Genomic DNA, 16,954 nt, shown 5'->3' on the forward strand with positions numbered 1-16,954 from the left:
AGGGAAAAGAGACACTTCATGATTGCCAGACTGACCGCCCTTGTCGCCCTTGCCGCGGGCCTTGCCCTGCCCGCATTTGCCGAGCCTGATCCGAAAGACTGGGATGCCGTGCTGGAGGAGGCGCGGGGGCAGACGGTCTATTGGAACGCCTGGGGCGGTGATCCGCGCACCAATGATTATATCGCCTGGGCCGGTCAGCAGGTGAAGGACAATTTCGGCGTCACGCTGGAGCATGTGAAGCTGTCGGACACCGCGACCGCCGTCAGCACCGTTGTCAGCGAAAAGGCGGCGGGCCAGACGACGGGCGGGTCGATCGACCTGATCTGGATCAACGGGGCGAATTTCGCCGCGATGAAGGAGAACGGGTTGCTGTTCGGGCCGTGGTCCGAGGATATCCCGAACTGGGCGCTGGTCGATCCCGAAGAGAATCCGGCTTTGATCGAGGATTTCACCGTGCCGGTCGAGGGGCTGGAAGCACCGTGGAGCATGGCGCGGGTTGTGTTCTATTATGACAGCGCCCGCGTGGCCGCACCGCCGCGCACCATGCTGGAGTTTCTGGACTGGACTCAGGCCAATCCGGGGCGCTTCACCTATCCGCAGCCGCCTGATTTTCTGGGCACGACCTTTCTGAAACAGGCGCTGCTGGAACTGGTGACGGATCGTGATCCGCTTTACGCCCCTGTGGAAGAGGCCAATTACGAGGCCGTGACGGCCCCATTGTGGGAGTATATCACCGCGCTGACGCCCGGCCTGTGGCGCGAGGGCAAAGCCTATCCCCAGAACGGCCCGGCACAGCGGCAGTTGATGGCGGATGGCGAGATCGACATCGCGATTTCCTTCAGCCCCGGTGAAGCCTCGGCGGCGATTGCGAATTTCGAGTTGCCCGACACGGTGAGGAGCATGGTTCTGGACGGGGGCACGATCGGGAACGCGAGTTTCCTGGCAATTCCGTTCAATGCCAATGCCAAGGCAGGCGCGATGGTCGTGGCCAATTACCTGATGTCGGTCGAGGCGCAGTTGCACAAGCAGGATGCCGCCGTTATGGGCACGCCGACGGTTCTGTCGATGGGCAAGCTTTCGGCCGAGGATGCGGCACGGTTCGCGGCGCTGGATCTGGGGGTCGCGACTCTGTCACCCGCCGATCTTGGCCCTGCCCTGCCCGAGCCGCATCCCAGCTGGATGCAGCGCATCGCCACCGATTGGGAGGCGCGCTTCGGCGTGGCGCAATAAGGGCGGCGCGGTCCGGTGCCTGCCATTCCGAGGAACCGGGTCACGCTTTTGCCGCTGGCACCGCTGCTGACCCTTGCGGTGCTGCTGGTGCCCGTGGGTGCGGGGCTGGCCGGGGTGCTGGCCCCGGCCTTTGGCTGGTTTCCGGCATTGGGTGGCGAGTCGCTGTCACTGGGGCCGTGGCGCGCTTTGCTGGCCTGGCCCGGATTGCCGGATGCGGTGTGGCTGAGCCTGTTCACCGGGCTGGGGGCGACGGCGGTGTCGCTGCTGATCACGGTCATGATCTGCGCGGCCTGGCAAGGGACGAGCAGTTTCGGGCTGATCGAACGGGCCTTGTCACCCTTGTTGTCGGTGCCCCACGCGGCGGCGGCATTCGGGCTGGCCTTTCTGATCGCTCCATCCGGCTGGATCGCGCGGGGGCTGTCGCCTTGGGCCACAGGATGGGAAAGGCCGCCGGACCTTCTGATCACGCAGGACCCCTTGGGGCTGTCGCTGATGGCGGGGCTGGTGGTCAAGGAAGTGCCCTTTCTGCTGCTGATGACGCTGGCGGCACTGGGGCAGGTGCCGGCGCGGCGGTCGGTCCTGTTGGCGCAGACGATGGGATACGGGCGCATGGCGGGTTGGGTTCTGACCGTGTTTCCAAGGCTCTATGTGCAGATCCGCCTGCCCGTCTATGCGGTGCTGGCCTATTCCTGTTCGGTCATTGACGTGGCGCTGATCCTTGGCCCGACACGGCCGTCAACGCTGGCGGTGCAGGTGTTGGAGTGGCTGTCGGACCCCGATCTAGGCCTGCGGTTTCAGGCGGCGGCGGGGGCGGTGCTGCAACTGGGGTTGATTTTGGGCGTTCTGCTGATGTGGCGGCTGGGCGAGCATGTGGTCGCGCGGCTGGGCTGTGCCTGTGTGCGGATGGGGCACCGGATGGCGCGGGATGGCGCGATGCGGGCGCTTGCGATGGCGCTGGCGCTGATCATGGCACTGGCGGTGGGTTTGGGGATTCTGGGGCTGGCGGTGTGGTCGGTTGCGGGCTTCTGGACCTTTCCCGACCTGCTGCCGGATCAGTTCACATGGCGCAACTGGGCGCGGCAAGGGGATGGTCTGGCGCGGATCGCGGTGGAAACGGCGGTGATCGGCGCGGTGGCCACGGGGATCAGTCTGATCCTGACCGTCGCCTGCCTTGAGGCCGAGTATCGCCACGGGCTGCGGCCTTCCACGCGGGCGCTGTGGTTGCTGTATCTGCCGTTGATCGTGCCGCAGGCGACCTTTCTGATCGGGTTGCAAACCCTTGCGATTGGAACGGGATGGACCGGCGCGCGGGCGGCGGTGATCGCGTCCCATGTGATTTTCGTGCTGCCCTATGTGTTTCTGTCGCTGTCCGACCCGTGGCGGTCCTGGGATGCGCGGCAAGGGTTGGTGGCGGCCAGCCTTGGCGCCGGGGCGGAGCGTGTCCTGTGGCGGGTGCGTCTGCCGATGCTGCTGCGGCCGGTGCTGGTGGCGGCGGCGGTGGGGTTTGCCGTGTCGGTGGGGCAATATCTGCCGACGCTCTTGATCGGGATGGGGCGCGTGAGCACCCTGACGACCGAGGCGGTGGCCCTGTCATCTGGGGGTGACCGGCGGCTGATCGGGGTTTATGCGCTGTCGCAGACGGTGTTGCCGCTGCTGGGGTTCGCGCTGGCGCTGGCGCTGCCGGCGGTGGTGTTTCGCAACCGGCGTGGCGTGTTGGACAGGGGGTAGGCGATGGCGGCGGGGTTGGAACTGGATCACCTGACGATCACGCTGGGCGACAGGCGGTTGGTCGATCTGCATCAGACGGTGGCGCCGGGCGAGGTCCTGAGCGTGATGGGGCCATCGGGGTCGGGGAAATCGACGCTTTTGTCGGTGCTGATCGGGCGACCTGATCCGGGCTTTGACGTAAGCGGACGGGTGCGGCTGGACGGGCGCGACCTGAGCGGGCTGGGACCTGAGGCGCGGCGGATTGGCCTTTTGTTTCAGGATGATCTGCTGTTTCCGCATCTGTCCGTGGGGGAGAATCTGGCCTTTGCCCTGCCCTCGACGGTCAAGGGCCGTGCGGCGCGGCAAGCGCGGATCGACGCCGCGCTGGAGGCGGCGGAACTGGCTGGTTTCGCGGGGCGTGATCCGGCGACATTGTCGGGCGGACAACGCGCGCGGGTCGCTTTGATGCGCTGCCTGCTAAGCGCGCCGCGTGCGCTGTTGCTGGATGAGCCGTTTTCCCGGCTGGATGCGGATTTGCGGCGGCAGATGCGGGATTTCGTCTTTGGCCGGGTGCGGGCCGAGGGGATTCCGGCGATCCTTGTGACACATGATCTGGAGGATGCGGTGGCGGCGGGGGGCAAGGTGATCTCGCCCCTTGGCGAGGTCAGGCAGACCGGGCGGCCTGCCTGACCTGTCGGTTCAGGCGTTCCAGGGCCGGTCGCCCGCCGCATCCTTGACGCGGGTGGGCAGGCCGATCTGGTCGAGAAGGGTCAGGAAGGGTTTGGGGTCCAGTTCCTCGACATTGACCATCGTGCCGGTGTCCCATGTGCCGTTCGCGATCAGCATCGCGGCGGCGACGGGGGGCACGCCTGCGGTGTAGGAAATGCCTTGGCTGCCCACCTCGTTATAGGCGTCTTTGTGGTCGGCGACGTTGTAGATGAACACTTCCACCTCTTTGCCGTCTTTCAGACCTTTGACCAGATCGCCGATGCAGGTCTTGCCGGTGTAATCAGGAGCAAGGCTGGAGGGGTCGGGCAGAACGGCCTTGACCACCTTGAGGGGGATCACTTCCAGCCCTTCGGCGGTTTTCACCGGCTGTTCGGACAGAAGGCCAAGGTTTTTCAACACGGTAAAGACATTGATGTAGTGATCGCCAAAGCCCATCCAGAAGCGCACATCGGCATCCGGGTAATTGGCGGCCAGCGAGTGCACCTCGTCATGGCCGGTCATATAGGCTTTCTGCTTGCCGACGACGGGCAGGTCCCATTCGCGGCCAACCTCGAACATTGTGTTGGTCTGCCATGCGCCGTTCTGCCAGCTGTAGACGGTGCCTGTGAATTCGCGGAAGTTGATTTCCGGGTCGAAATTGGTAGAGAACCAGCGGCCATGCGAGCCTGCGTTGATGTCCACGATGTCGATGGAGGTGACGCTGTCCATGTAATCGTCGGCGGCCAGACGGGCATAGGCATTGACCACGCCGGGATCGAAACCGATGCCGAGGATGGCGGTGACGCCAGCCTTTTCGCAGGCTTCGCGGCGTTTCCATTCGTAATTGCCATACCATGGCGGTGTTTCGCAGATCTTGGCGGGGTCTTCGTGAATGGCCGTGTCCATATAGGCGGCACCGGTTTCGATGCAGGCTTGCAACACGGTCATGTTCACGAAGGGCGAGCCCACGTTGATCACGATCTGGCAGCCCGTATCGCGGATCAGTTGGGCCACGGCGGCCGAGTCCATCGCGTCAAGCGCATGGGCCTTGAACACGCCCGGCTGTTTCATCGCGGATTTTTCATGCACCGAGTCGAGGATCGCCTGACATTTCGCGACCGTGCGACTGGCGATATGCAGATCGCCCAGCACATCATTGTTCTGCGCGCATTTATGCGCCACGACCTGAGCCACGCCACCGGCGCCGATGATAAGCACGTTGCGTTTCATGGTGTCACCAGACCTCCTTTAAGGTTCCAGTTGCAGGAAAAGCGCCATACCGCGGCGCGGGCGATCACGAGAGGGCGGCGACGAAATCGTCGTAGCCGAAATCGCGCACAAGGCGCTCGGTCCCGTCCAGCTCGCGGATGGCGATGGCGGGCATCTTGACGCCGTTGAACCAGTTCTTCTTGACCATCGTGTAACCGGCGGCGTCCTGAATACTGATCCGGTCGCCGGGTTTCAGCGCCTTTGCAAAGCGGAATTCGCCGAAGATGTCACCCGCCAGACAGGATTTGCCGCAGATCATCCATTCCTCGGGGCCCGCGTTGGGGCTGACCTTGGCGCTTTCGCGGTAGATCAAGAGGTCGAGCATATGCGCCTCGATCGAGCTGTCGACGATGGCGAGGTTCTTGCCGTTGTAGAGCGTGTCCAGAACAGTCAGTTCCAGCGTGGTCGATTTGGTGATCGCCGCCTCGCCGGGTTCCAGATAGACCTGCACCTCGTTCTGGCCTGCGAAGCGCTTGAGGCGTTCGGCCAGACGGTCAAGGGGATAACCTTCGCCGGTGAAATGGATGCCGCCGCCAAGCGAAATCCACTCCATCTTGCGGATCAGATGGCCGAAACGTTGTTCGATGCTGCCCAGCATCGCGTCGAAGCGGTCGAAATCGGCGTTTTCGCAGTTGTTGTGGAACATGAAGCCGCTGATCTGATCCAGCACGGGCGCGATCACGGCGGGGTCATGTTCACCCAGACGGCTGAAGGGGCGCGCGGGGTCGGCCAGATCGAAGCTGGAGGTGGAGACGCCGGGATTGACGCGCAGGCCGCGGGTGTGGCCGCGGCTGACCTCTTCAAAGCGGGTCAACTGTCCGGCGGTGTTGAAGATCACCTTGTCGGAATTGGCCAGAACCTCGTCAATCTCGTGATCGGCCCAAGCCACGGAATAGGCGTGGGTTTCGCCGGGGAATTTCTCGCGGCCCAGCTTCACTTCAAAAAGCGAACTCGAGGTGGTGCCGTCCATATACTCGGACATCATGTCGAAGACCGACCATGTGGCGAAACATTTGAGCGCCAGAAGCGCCTTGGCGCCTGACGCCTCGCGCAGGTGGGCGATCTTTTCCAGATTGGGCAGCAGATGTGCCTTGTCGATCAGGTAGTAAGGCGTGTGCAGCATCGTGCCTTCCCCCATGCGTGGCGGCCTGCCGGTGGCAGGGCGGGACTTCAACAGGAAGCGGGTGGATAGGGCCAATCGCCCGGCGTATCAAGTGAAAACCTGATGACGGGGCCGCGTGGGGCGGTCACTCCTCGCCTTCAACCTTGCCGCGCATGGCCTTCACCTCGCCGCGCACCTTCTTGGCCTTGATGCGGCGCTTGACCGATCCGAAGGTGGGTTTGGTCGCTACCCGACGCTTGGGGGCGACGAGCGCGGCGCGGATCAGCTCGGCCAGACGGTCGCGGGCGATTTCGCGGTTGCGGACCTGACTGCGGGTTTCATCGACTTGCAGGACGATGGCCCCGTCCTTGGTCCAGCGCCGCCCGGCCAGACGCCGCAGACGGGTTTTCACGGGCAACGGCAGGTTGGGGGAGCGTTCCGCCTCGAACCGCAATTCGACGGCGGAGGAGACCTTGTTCACGTTCTGCCCGCCCGGACCGCTGGCGCGGATGAACTGTTCGGTCAGTTCCCAATCCTCGATGCCGATGTCGTCGGTGATCCGCAGCATGACCGCCCGTTCCTTGTGATGTTGCCCCGGACCATAGCGCGGATGGGAGGCAAACAGAAAGGGCCACCCTTGCGGATGGCCCTCTGAGATTTACGGAGGTGGGGCCGGTTAGGCTCTCACCAATTCGGATGTTGCATCCCCCGAGGGCTGCCTCAGGACTGCGTCCCCCGAACTGTTCCGACACCTCTCTCCAATATCCCGTTAGACACTAGAGCACCTCCTTTCAATTGTTTCGCCTGAGATCAGGTTGCCACAAAATCAGCAGATGTCAAAAACAAAATCATGTGGTGCGCGGGGTCAGTGCCCCCACGATGATGCGGAAGGGCACAAGTGCCACTAAAGCGAGCAGAAGTTTGACGCTCCAGTCGGCCACGGCCAGCGACACCCAGAGCGGCACCATGGGGCCGACGCCCAGAAGCGGCAGCACCTCACCAGCCCAGGACACGTCATTGCCGGGTTCGATGAAGGACAGGCTGGCCGAAAAGGCGATGGTGAAGAACAGCGCAGTATCGACGGTCGAGCCGACAAGGGTCGAGGCCAGCGGCGCGCGCCACCAGCGGCCCGCGCGGAGACGGTCGAAAATTGCGACGTCCAGCAGTTGCGCGGTCAGGAAGGCAAGGCCCGATCCGATGGCGATGCGGAGTGTCACAAGCGGACCGAATTCGCCCATGATCTGTGTGCCGATCAGCGAGCAGAGGACGCCCACGACGAAGCCCACGAACACGACGCGGCGGGCGGGGCCTGCGCCATAGACGCGGTTCATCACGTCGGTCACCAGAAAGGCGAGCGGATAGGTGAAGGCGCCCCATGTCAGCCATTGGCCGAAGAGGAACTGGACAAGGATGTTCGAGGCCACGACGATGGCGGCCATGGCAAGGATGCCGGGAAGATGGGTGCGGTTCATGTTGGTGCCCGTTTTGACAAGGTTGCGGCGACTTGGCCCCGGTGGGGGCAGATGAATGAGGATCGCCGTTTACTCTTTGTCCAGCGGGCTGGCAAGGGGTGGTGCGACGGCGTATTCCACGATCTCGGTGCGCTGGAAGAATTTGAAGTTGTCATCCGAGATCATGGTGAGGCGGATGCGCCCCTGCCCGTCTTGCCAAACCGTCAGACCTTCAAGGTTGTCATGCTGTCGGGTGCGGGTCTGGAGCAGCATCTCCTCGGCCAGCAACTGATCGCCGGTCACGTCGAAGCGGCGCAGGCGGGTGCGGAAGCCTGGCCCGGTCAGTGCGCGTTCGAGGAGATAGAGCCAGCCATCGGGGCCGAAATCCGCGCCGACCGGCAGGAAAGCCCCGCTGCGGGGGATGCGGAAGGGGATGTCCCAACCCTGCCCGTCAAAGCGGTAGACCGGAAAGGGCCGGTCCAGCGCACCAGAGCGTTCGGGGATGGTGAACAGATGCCCGCGCGCGTCGATGGCGAGCGCTTCGAGCGATGAATTGAGCTGCATCCCGGCGAAATCGGGATGCGAGGCGATGCGGATGGCAGGCCGGTCGGCGCCCGGATAGTAGCGGACGCGATGATGCGCTTCGAAGGAGACGTAGAACCCGCCTTGGGGGGCGAGGGCCAGACCCTCGGAATCGGCGGTGCGTTTCTTCAGCGGTGCCCCTTCGACATCCTGCAACAGCAGGAATGGGCGGGCGGTGATCCCGGTGATCCGCCCGCTGTCATTGCGCTGCAACTGGCCATTGACCGCATGCCCCCTGTCGGTGAGGGCAAGGAAGGTCAGACCGTCCTGATCGAGGTCGATGGCCGAAAAGCCGCCGAAGACCGGATCATCCATATGCCAGCGATAGCTGCCCAGATAGGTCGCGACGCCCGGCTGTCCGGCATCGGTTGCAAGACCAAGCCCCAGACCGACCGCCGCGACCGCGCCTAGCGCGAGCGCAAGACGGCGGCGCATTGTTCGGGCAGATCGGCGAGCGTCAGATCTCGTCGCGGACGGGGTGCAGGGGCGTTGGGATCGCGCGGCTTGGCCGGCGGCGGGTTCAGGATGTTGTTGACCCATTCCTGCGCCTCGGCGCAACCGTCACCGGGGGGCGGCGTGTCCTGATCGAGGCAACCGCGCGCGCCGCGCGGGCAGTTCAGTCGGACGTGGAAATGGTAGTGATGGCCATACCAAGGCCGGATCTTGCGCAGATAGGCGCGATCGCCGCCTTCATCCTTGCACATCTGCACCTTGGCACCGGGAAAGACGAAGATCCGCGCCACGCGGGGGTCAGAGGCTGCGGCCTTGATCACCTCGTGATGCTGGCGGGTCCACTGGTTGTTGACATAGGCACCCTCGGCCCGGCGCAAGGAAATCGAGGAGATGTTCTCACGCTCGTTGCGGGTCAGGTTCAGGCGGTTGGGCGGCAGCATCCAGATATCGGCGTCCAGGCCGATCTGGTGGCTGGCGTGGCCCGTCAGCATCGGTCCGCCGCGCGGCTGGCTGATATCTCCGATATAGAGCCCCTGCCAGCCGGGCAGGCGCGCGGCGAAGCCGGACAGGTCCATCAGGAAATCAATCGTTTCGGGATGGCCCCAGTTGCGGTTGCGCGACAGGCGCATCGCCTGCCATGTCGGCCCGGTTTCGGGCAGTTGCATGGCCCCTGCGATACAGCCCTTGGAATAACCGCCAAAGGGCGCGGGTTGCGCTGCGGCGGCTGTTTTCTGCGCTCCGAACAACTGCTTGGCGGCCTGCGCGGCCGCCTCACCAGCCAGCACGAGACTGAGGAACAGGGATATCGTCAGTGTCAGGGTGTGCGCGCGGCCCATGCTTTGCCATCTCCATCCGGTTTCACCCAGCCTAGCAAGAACAGGCCCAGAAGGAAAAGCACGATCAGCGGTGTCACGCCGAGTTGCTGGCTTTGCGTGACGGCTGTCATGATCCCGATCGAGAGCGGCGCGAGGAAGGAGGTGGCCTTGCCGGCGAGGGCGTAGAGGCCGAAAGCCTCGGTCATCTTGTCGGGGTTGGCCTGACGGACCATCATCGTGCGGGAGGCTGCCTGAATGACGCCACCCGCCGCGCCGATCAGTGCGCCGAGGATGTAGAAGGTAATGTCGGGCAGATTGGAGCCAGGGTCGACCGGCATGCCGTAGACGCTGTCGCGCGAGACAAAGACGATGGAAATGGCCACGAAAGTCAGGATCAGGATGCAGGCGCGGATCACCCTTTTCGGCCCGAAACGGTCATCCGCCATGCCGCCGATCCAGGCGAAGATCGTGCCCGAGATGATGGCGACGATGCCGAAGACGCCGGTATCGACCACCGACCATTCCAGCACACCTGCGGCATAGATGCCGCCGAACACATACATCCCGTTCAGCGCATCGCGATAGAACATCGAGGACGCCAGATAGGCGAAGAGGGATGGCGTCTGCGGCAGGGCGCGGATGGTCGTGACCACTTCGGACAGGGCGCGCTTGACGGCACCGGGCGCGGCGCGGGCGGGTTTCGGATCGCGCACCCAGAGGAAGAAGGGGATCATGAAGACCATATACCAGATCGCGGTCAGCGGGCCGACAGCGCGGGTGCCTTCGCGTTCGCTGGCGTCAAGGCCGAGGATCGGGTCGATGCCGATGAAAGTCTTGCCGGTGGTGGCGCTTTCGGCAAGGAAGGCCAGCATGATGATCAGCGTGACCATGCCGCCCAGATAGCCGAAGGCCCAGCCGTTGCCGGACAACCGCCCGATCTGATCGCGCGGGCCAAGATCGGGGAGCATGGAGTTGGTGAAGATCGTCGCGAACTCCATCCCGATCATGCCGATCGCAAAGAATACCAGCGTCAGGATCAGGTTGAAATCATCGGGGGCCGCCCACCACAGGCCGAAGGCACCGATCACATACATGACGGAAAACAGCCAGATATAGCGCAGCCGATTGCCCGATGTATCGGCCAGCGCACCAAGGAACGGGGCCAGCACGGCGATAATGAAACCTGCCGCGCCGATGCCGAAACCCCAAGCGGATTGCGCGGCTGTGCCATCGCCCATCAGTTCCTTGACATAGGGCGCGAAGATGAAGGTGATCAGAAGCGTGTTGTAAGGCTGGCTGGCCCAGTCGAAGAAGAACCAGCCCCAGATGCGCCGCCGCATGGAAATCGCTGTCATACCGTCCCCCTCTTCGGCCGTTCACGGGCCTTTTTCGGGATAAGACAGCCAAATCATGACAGTGGCAAGTCAATCGTCGCGGACCCGGCCTCAACCCTGCGCTGTGTCCTGCATCGGGGGCCATGGACGCAGATCCTCGGCCGCGATCCAGGCGGCGATCCAGGCCGGAATGGGCGGTGAGGCGACATTCCCCGCGATGGCGCGGACGGCCTTTTCGGGGGGAACGATCCCGCTGTGATCCGTCAAAGCGGCACGGTAGACGATGTGATTGGCGCAATCGCCGTTGGCCTTCCACATGGATTGTTCCAGATAGATGAAGCGCGCATCCCAGCACAGCGCGCGGGAGCGCATCTCGACCACCTCGAACATGCGGATGCGGCGGCGGTAACGCACGCAGGCCCCCGCCATGGTCAGGCCCCAGCCGTTGCGCTTCATCGCGCCGATCAGCCCGGCGCGCTTGGCCAGCGGCAGACGGCCCAGATCATAAAGCGTGAGGGTGCGGCCGTTGTTCAGTTCCATCCACAGGTCGATATCCCAGGGCAGGCACATGTGGCGCGAGACATGAGTGCCGGTCAAAGGCAGCGCGGGTGCACGGCGGAAGCGGATGAATTCGGTGACGAGGCGGATGACGGGATACATGGGCGGGCCTCCTGACGGGTGCCTGCTTGTCTGGCGTGGGTGACGGGTCGTCAACCGCAACGTCGCGGCAAAGGCGGGCAGACCTTGCCAGCGGAGCGGCTTGCGCTTACCTGTGGAGCGCCCAACAGAGGACCGAGACGGATGATTGCCCTTTACCAGACCCTTGCCCTGATCCTTGATGTGGTCTTCTTCATCATGCTGGCCCATATCATCATGAGCTGGCTGATCAATTTTCAGGTGCTGAACCTGAACCAGCAATTCGTCTATCAACTCTGGACCGGGCTGAACCGGGTGCTGGAGCCGGTCTATACCCCGATCCGGCGCGTTCTGCCCGACACAAGCCCGCTGGATCTGGCGCCCCTGGTGGCGTTCATCGCGGTCATATCGCTGCGCGATTTCATCCTGCCGGCGATCTTGCTGGGGTAAGCGCCTGTTTCTGCTGTTCGGGGGTCTATCGGCCTCTTGCCCAACAACCCATGGTGTGGGATTAGTCGGGAAAGAGCAGATATAGACAGACCGACAGGGGGTCCCATGCAAAGCGCCGTCCCGCTGCTGCGCGACATCTTCGGATTCGACGCGTTCCGCCCGGGACAGGCCGAGATCGTGGAGGCTGTGTCGGCCGGGCGCAACGTGCTGGCCATCATGCCCACGGGCGGCGGCAAATCCCTGTGTTTCCAACTGCCTGCCCTGATGCGTGAGGGGGTCACTGTCGTGATCTCGCCGCTGATCGCCTTGATGCGGGATCAGGTGCGCGCCCTGCGCGAGGCGGGGGTCGAGGCGGGGGCGCTGACATCAGGCAACACGCCCGAGGAGACGGATGCCGTCTGGCTGGCGCTGGAGGAGAAGCGGCTCAAGCTGCTTTACATCGCGCCAGAACGGCTGGCGGCGCAGTCGTCTTTCGGGATGTTGCAGCGGGCCGGTGTCAGCCTGATCGCGGTGGATGAGGCGCATTGCGTGAGCCAGTGGGGGCATGATTTCCGCCCCGATTATCTGCGCATCGGTGCGCTGCGCCGCGCGCTGGATGTGCCACTGGCGGCGTTCACCGCCACGGCGGATGCGGAAACGCAGGACGAGATCGTCATGCGGCTGTTCGACGGGAACGCGCCGCTGAAGTTTCTGCGCGGGTTTGATCGGCCCAATATCCATCTGGCCTTTGCCGCCAAGGACAATCCGCGCCGCCAGATCCTGAGTTTTGCCGCCGCGCGCAAAGGGCAATCGGGGATCGTCTATTGCGGCACGCGGGCCAAGACCGAGACACTGGCGCAAGCTCTGCGCGAGGCGGGGCACAGCGCCTGCCATTATCACGGCGGTATGGAGGCCGAGGATCGGCGCCAGACCGAAACCCGATTCCAGCAGGAGGACGGGTTGATCGTGGTGGCGACGGTTGCCTTTGGCATGGGGATCGACAAGCCGGATATCCGCTGGGTCGCCCATGCCGATCTGCCCAAGTCGATCGAGGCTTATTATCAGGAAATCGGTCGCGCGGGGCGGGACGGGGCGCCGGCGGAAACCCTGACGCTCTATGGCCCCGACGACATCCGCCTGCGGCGGAGCCAGATCGACGAAGGCTTGGCCCCGGCGGATCGGCGGATGGCCGATCATGCGCGGTTGAATGCGCTCTTGGGTCTGGCCGAGGCGCTGGAATGTCGGCGGCAGACCTTGCTGCGCTATTTCGGCGAGACGCCGGAGCCTTGCGGGAATTGCGACCTGTGCGACAGTCCGGCCGCGGTGTTTGACGGGACGCTGGCCGTGCGCAAGGCGCTGTCGGCGATCCTGCGGACGGAGGAATGGTTCGGGGCGGGGCATCTGATCGACATTCTGACGGGCAACAGCACCGACAAGGTGCGCGAACGCGGGCATGATGCGCTGCCGACCTTTGGTGTGGGACGGGATTATTCGCGACCCCAGTGGCAGGCGATCTTTCGGCAGATGATGGGGCATGACCTGATCCGGCCCGATCCCGAACGCCACGGGGCCTTGCGGATGACCGATGCGGCGCGGCCGATCCTGCGGGATGAGGCGTCGATCACGCTGCGGAGTGATTCTGTCGCAAAGCCCGACCGTCGCCCGGCGGTCAAAACGCTGGTGTCGGACGAGGATGCGCCTTTGCTGTCGGCGCTCAAGGCCAAGCGGCGCGCGCTGGCCGAGGCGGCGCGGGTGCCTGCTTACGTCATTTTCACCGACAAGACGCTGATCGAGATGGCGGAAACCCGGCCCACCACGCTGGACGCGATGGCGCGGATCGGGGGCGTGGGGGCGAAGAAGCTGGAAAGCTATGGCGCGACGTTTCTGGAGGTGATCACCGGCGCGGTCGAGACCATGCACCCCGCACGGCGCAAGATCGCGGGGCGAGCGGAGGGCACGTTGTATGATCGCTTGCTGGCCGCACAGGCCGATCTGGCGCGTGGATCGGACGGGGTGGACAAGCCCCTGAGTTGTTCCGCCGCCTTGCTGGCCAAGGTCGCGCAACTGCGCCCGCGCGATGCGCGCGAGATGGAGCGGCTTTTGGGCGACAAACGGGCCGAACGTTTCGGGCCAGCGTTTCTGGACGTGTTGCGGGATGCGGGCTAAGTCACCGGCAAGGATGCCTGGAAGGGGAATGGAATGCTGATCACCGTCTCGCCCGCGAAGAAACTGGACATGACCGAGGTCGCCGGCGTGACGCCGACCCGGCCCGATTTCGGGACGGATGCCGATCGTCTTGCACGGATTGCGCGGAATCTGAGCGTGAAGGATCTGCAGAAACTGATGGGGATTTCCGAAAGCCTGGCCAAGCTGACCGCGGATCGCTTCCGCGATTTCGGCGGCATGGAGGAGAAACCGGCGGCTTTGGCCTTTGCCGGGGACACCTATCAGGGGCTTGAGGCCGGGTCGCTGGATGCCGACGAGATGGCCTTTGCGCAGGATCACCTGCGGATCCTGTCGGGGTTGTATGGCGTGTTGCGGCCACTGGATGCGATCCAGCCGTATCGGCTGGAGATGGGGAGCCGGTTGAAAACGCCGCGCGGGGCGACGCTTTACGATTACTGGGGCCCCCGCATCTCGGAGGCGTTGAACGCGCAGGCGGAGGTTCTGGGGACCGATACGCTGATCAATTGCGCCAGTCAGGAATATTTCGGCGCGGTGGACCTGTCGACGCTGCGCCCGCAGGTCATCACGCCTGTTTTCCTTGAGGAAAAGAACGGCGAGGCCAAGATCGTCAGCTTCTACGCCAAGAAGGCGCGCGGCGCGATGGCGCGGTTCATCATCCAGCGCCGCCTGACCAGCCCGGAGGGGATCAAGGATTTCGACAGCGGCGGCTATGCTTTCCGCCCCGATCTGAGCGAGGGTGACCGTTGGGTGTTCCTGCGCGAGGCGGTGGCGGCCGAAAAGGCGGCCTGAGGCTTACCCGGCGGCGGGCGCATCCTCGGCGTCGGTCAGCGTGGTGGTCAGCGTGTCAAGCGGCGCGGTCGCATCAGGCGGACAATGGGCAAGGACATGTGAGACAAGGTCGGCCTTGCGCAGCGGTTTGGACAGATAGTCGTCCAGCCCGGCCGCCAATATCCCCTCGCGGTCGCCATCCATGGCATGGGCCGTCATGGCAACGATGGGCAGATGCGGACGCCCCCGGGCCGCCTGTTCGGCGCGCAGGCGGCGGGTTGCTTCCTTGCCGTCCATTTCGGGCATGGAAATATCCATGAAAACCAGATCAGGCCAGTCTGCGATGCAGGCGGCCACGGCCTCGGCCCCGTTGGCGGCAAAGCGCAGGTCGATTTGCAGATGTTGCAGCATGCGCGAGAACACAAGCTGGTTGGTGCGGTTATCTTCGGCGGCGAGAACGCGCATCCGGCGCATGGTCCCTTTGGCCTTTGCCGGGACGGATGGAAGGGCGGCGCGCCCGGTGACCCCGTCAAGCGCCGCAAAGAGATGCCGCCGCGCGGTCGGCTTTTGCAGGATGGCGTGCAGGTGAACATGGGCCGGGTCCTGCTCGGCAAAACCGGAATTGGCGGTCATCAGCAGGATCGGCAGCCCGGCCCCGGTGTCGCGGACCGCCTGCGCCAGTTCGAGACCGTCCATGGTGGGCATCGCATGTTCCGTCAGGATCAGATCGAAGCCTTCGGGCACATGGGTCAGTGCCGCCTCGCCCGAGGCGCAGGCGGTGACGTGGTGTCCCAGCGCCTGCATCTGGCGGATCACGATCTGGCGGTTCGCCTCGACCGGGTCGACCACCAGAACCCGCAGGGCTGTTCTGGCGGAGGCGCGCATCAGCGCCGGATCGCCTGCGCTGCTGTCCACCACGGGAAGCGCCAGCACGAAACCGAAGACGCTGCCGCGCCGCAGCTCGGATTCGACCCAGATCCGCCCGCCCATCAGCCCGATCAGCTTTTGCGTGATGGCAAGGCCAAGCCCGGTCCCTTCAAAACGGCGATTGTGTTCATCCTCGACCTGATTGAATTCACCGAACACATGCTGGACCTTGTCCGGGGCGATGCCGATCCCGGTATCCTCGACCGTGACATGCACCTGCCCCTGAGCGCTGCCCTCGGCCTGCAGGCCGACGACGCGGACAAGCACATGTCCCGACGGGGTGAATTTGACCGCATTGCCGATCAGGTTCGTCAGCACCTGCCGGATGCGCCCCGGATCGCCCATGAATATGGTGGGCAGGAAGAGGTCGTAATCCACCAGAAGTTCCAGCCCCTTCTGCCGCGCGCTCGGTTGCAGGAGCAGGATCACCTCGTGAATGGCGCGTTCCAGATCGAAGGGTTCGGGATGCAGGGTCAACCGTTCCGCTTCGATCTTGGAATAGTCGAGCACGTCGTTGATGATGACCAGAAGCGCCTCGGCCGAGGTCTTGATCGTGTTGACGTAAAGACGCTGCTCTTCTGTCAGGGGGGTATCGCCCAACAGGTCCACCATGCCGACCACGCCGTTCATGGGTGTGCGGATCTCGTGGCTCATGTTGGCCAGGAACGAGGACTTGGCCCGGTTCGCCGCCTCGGCCCTTTCGCGCGCCTGTTTCAGTTCTTTCTGATAGCGGATGGTTTCGGTGATGTTCAGCGCGAGGCTGACCACGTCACCGCCCTTGCCGCGCTGGTCGATGAGTTTGATATAGGCGTTGTTCCAGAGCCGGATCACCGTGGGTTCGGGCGACGGCGCCTCCCATCGGCGCAGCATCATGGCGCGCCATTCGGCGGGGCTGTGGGTGCCGATGTTGACGATTCCCTCATCCGTCAGGAGTTGCAGCAGGTAGGGATAGGTGACGCCGGGCCTGACCTCTTCCAGCCCTTCGAACACCGAGAGATAGGCATTGTTGGCCGCGATCATGCGGTCGTCCAGATCGAAGAAGGCGAAGCCGTCCTGTATCGTTTCGATGGAATGCCAGAGGCGGCGTTCAGCAATCTCGACCTTCTGATGCGCCTCGCTCAGGTCGGATTTGACGCGTCTGTTCTCATCCTCGATCGTCTGGACCTGTGCGCGCGTCTCGTGGATTTCGTCGGACAGCGCCTTGGCATGGCGGCCCAGCTTTCGGTTGGCCGCGAAGAGTTCGGCCTGTTTCAGTTCCAGCAGGCGTTCCGCCGCCAGCCGGGCGCGCCGTTCATCAGCCAGTTTGTTGGCAAGGCTCATGCCGGTCCTTTCGATCGTGTTGAATCAGGGGATCAC

At 64.1% G+C, this 16,954-nt stretch carries 15 protein-coding genes; 6 read left to right on the top strand and 9 right to left on the bottom strand.

Annotated features, from left to right (window positions below; all coding sequences use genetic code 11):
* Positions 1-18: 18 nt before the first annotated feature.
* From PVW27_RS07160 to PVW27_RS07170, 3 genes are read left to right on the top strand one after another with little or no spacing between them, the layout of a single operon-like run.
* The gene (locus tag PVW27_RS07160; RefSeq protein WP_274556394.1) at positions 19-1,230 is read left to right on the top strand and encodes an ABC transporter substrate-binding protein; all 1,212 of its coding nucleotides are present in this window, start codon (positions 19-21) and stop codon (positions 1,228-1,230) included.
* 15 nt (positions 1,231-1,245) lie between these two features.
* Positions 1,246-2,958: an ABC transporter permease gene (locus PVW27_RS07165; protein WP_274556395.1), complete on the top strand. Its 1,713-nt coding sequence runs from the start codon at positions 1,246-1,248 to the stop codon at positions 2,956-2,958.
* Between the two features lie 3 nt (positions 2,959-2,961).
* A complete protein-coding gene (locus PVW27_RS07170; protein ID WP_274556396.1) occupies positions 2,962-3,627 on the top strand; it encodes an ATP-binding cassette domain-containing protein in 666 nt (221 codons plus the stop codon).
* 9 nt (positions 3,628-3,636) lie between these two features.
* Here PVW27_RS07170 and PVW27_RS07175 read toward each other — a convergent pair whose 3' ends face one another.
* The 8 genes from PVW27_RS07175 to PVW27_RS07210 all read right to left on the bottom strand — a co-directional run bounded on the left by PVW27_RS07175 (position 3,637) and on the right by PVW27_RS07210 (position 11,311).
* Entirely contained in the window at positions 3,637-4,875 is a 1,239-nt protein-coding gene (locus tag PVW27_RS07175; RefSeq protein ID WP_274556397.1) for a saccharopine dehydrogenase family protein, read from the bottom strand.
* Positions 4,876-4,939: 64 nt separating this feature from the next.
* Entirely contained in the window at positions 4,940-6,034 is a 1,095-nt protein-coding gene (locus PVW27_RS07180; RefSeq protein ID WP_274556451.1) for a carboxynorspermidine decarboxylase, read from the bottom strand.
* A 127-nt stretch (positions 6,035-6,161) separates the two neighbouring features.
* Positions 6,162-6,584: an alternative ribosome rescue aminoacyl-tRNA hydrolase ArfB gene (gene arfB, locus PVW27_RS07185; protein WP_274556398.1), complete on the bottom strand. Its 423-nt coding sequence runs from the start codon at positions 6,582-6,584 to the stop codon at positions 6,162-6,164.
* Between the two features lie 280 nt (positions 6,585-6,864).
* A complete protein-coding gene (locus PVW27_RS07190) occupies positions 6,865-7,488 on the bottom strand; it encodes a queuosine precursor transporter (RefSeq protein ID WP_274556399.1) in 624 nt (207 codons plus the stop codon).
* 69 nt (positions 7,489-7,557) lie between these two features.
* Complete coding sequence (locus tag PVW27_RS07195; protein WP_274556400.1) at positions 7,558-8,484, bottom strand: esterase-like activity of phytase family protein; 927 nt, start codon at positions 8,482-8,484, stop codon at positions 7,558-7,560.
* Positions 8,457-9,338 carry a penicillin-insensitive murein endopeptidase gene (mepA, locus tag PVW27_RS07200; protein WP_274556403.1) on the bottom strand — a complete coding sequence of 294 codons (882 nt, stop codon included), beginning with the start codon at positions 9,336-9,338 and terminating at the stop codon, positions 8,457-8,459. Before mepA ends, PVW27_RS07195 begins: the two co-directional genes overlap by 28 nt.
* On the bottom strand, positions 9,317-10,672 hold the full coding sequence (locus PVW27_RS07205; RefSeq protein WP_274556405.1) for an MFS transporter: 1,356 nt from the start codon (positions 10,670-10,672) through the stop codon (positions 9,317-9,319). The genes mepA and PVW27_RS07205 overlap by 22 nt, the downstream gene beginning before the upstream one ends.
* A gap of 90 nt (positions 10,673-10,762) precedes the next feature.
* Positions 10,763-11,311: an acyl-CoA thioesterase gene (locus tag PVW27_RS07210; RefSeq protein WP_274556407.1), complete on the bottom strand. Its 549-nt coding sequence runs from the start codon at positions 11,309-11,311 to the stop codon at positions 10,763-10,765.
* Positions 11,312-11,452: 141 nt separating this feature from the next.
* On the opposite strand from PVW27_RS07210, the gene PVW27_RS07215 reads away from it, so the two are divergent.
* From PVW27_RS07215 to yaaA, 3 genes are all read left to right on the top strand, one after another.
* Positions 11,453-11,737: a YggT family protein gene (locus tag PVW27_RS07215; RefSeq protein ID WP_274556409.1), complete on the top strand. Its 285-nt coding sequence runs from the start codon at positions 11,453-11,455 to the stop codon at positions 11,735-11,737.
* Positions 11,738-11,842: 105 nt separating this feature from the next.
* Positions 11,843-13,882, top strand: a complete 2,040-nt coding sequence (gene recQ / locus PVW27_RS07220) for a DNA helicase RecQ (protein ID WP_274556411.1) — start codon at positions 11,843-11,845, stop codon at positions 13,880-13,882.
* A gap of 33 nt (positions 13,883-13,915) precedes the next feature.
* On the top strand, positions 13,916-14,692 hold the full coding sequence (yaaA, locus tag PVW27_RS07225; protein WP_274556413.1) for a peroxide stress protein YaaA: 777 nt from the start codon (positions 13,916-13,918) through the stop codon (positions 14,690-14,692).
* Positions 14,693-14,695: 3 nt separating this feature from the next.
* Here yaaA and PVW27_RS07230 read toward each other — a convergent pair whose 3' ends face one another.
* Positions 14,696-16,918 carry a response regulator gene (locus PVW27_RS07230; protein WP_274556415.1) on the bottom strand — a complete coding sequence of 741 codons (2,223 nt, stop codon included), beginning with the start codon at positions 16,916-16,918 and terminating at the stop codon, positions 14,696-14,698.
* Between the last annotated feature and the right edge of the window lie 36 nt (positions 16,919-16,954).

It is taken from the genome of Seohaeicola sp. 4SK31 (assembly GCF_028802875.1).
Taxonomy (GTDB): Bacteria; Pseudomonadota; Alphaproteobacteria; order Rhodobacterales; family Rhodobacteraceae; genus Seohaeicola.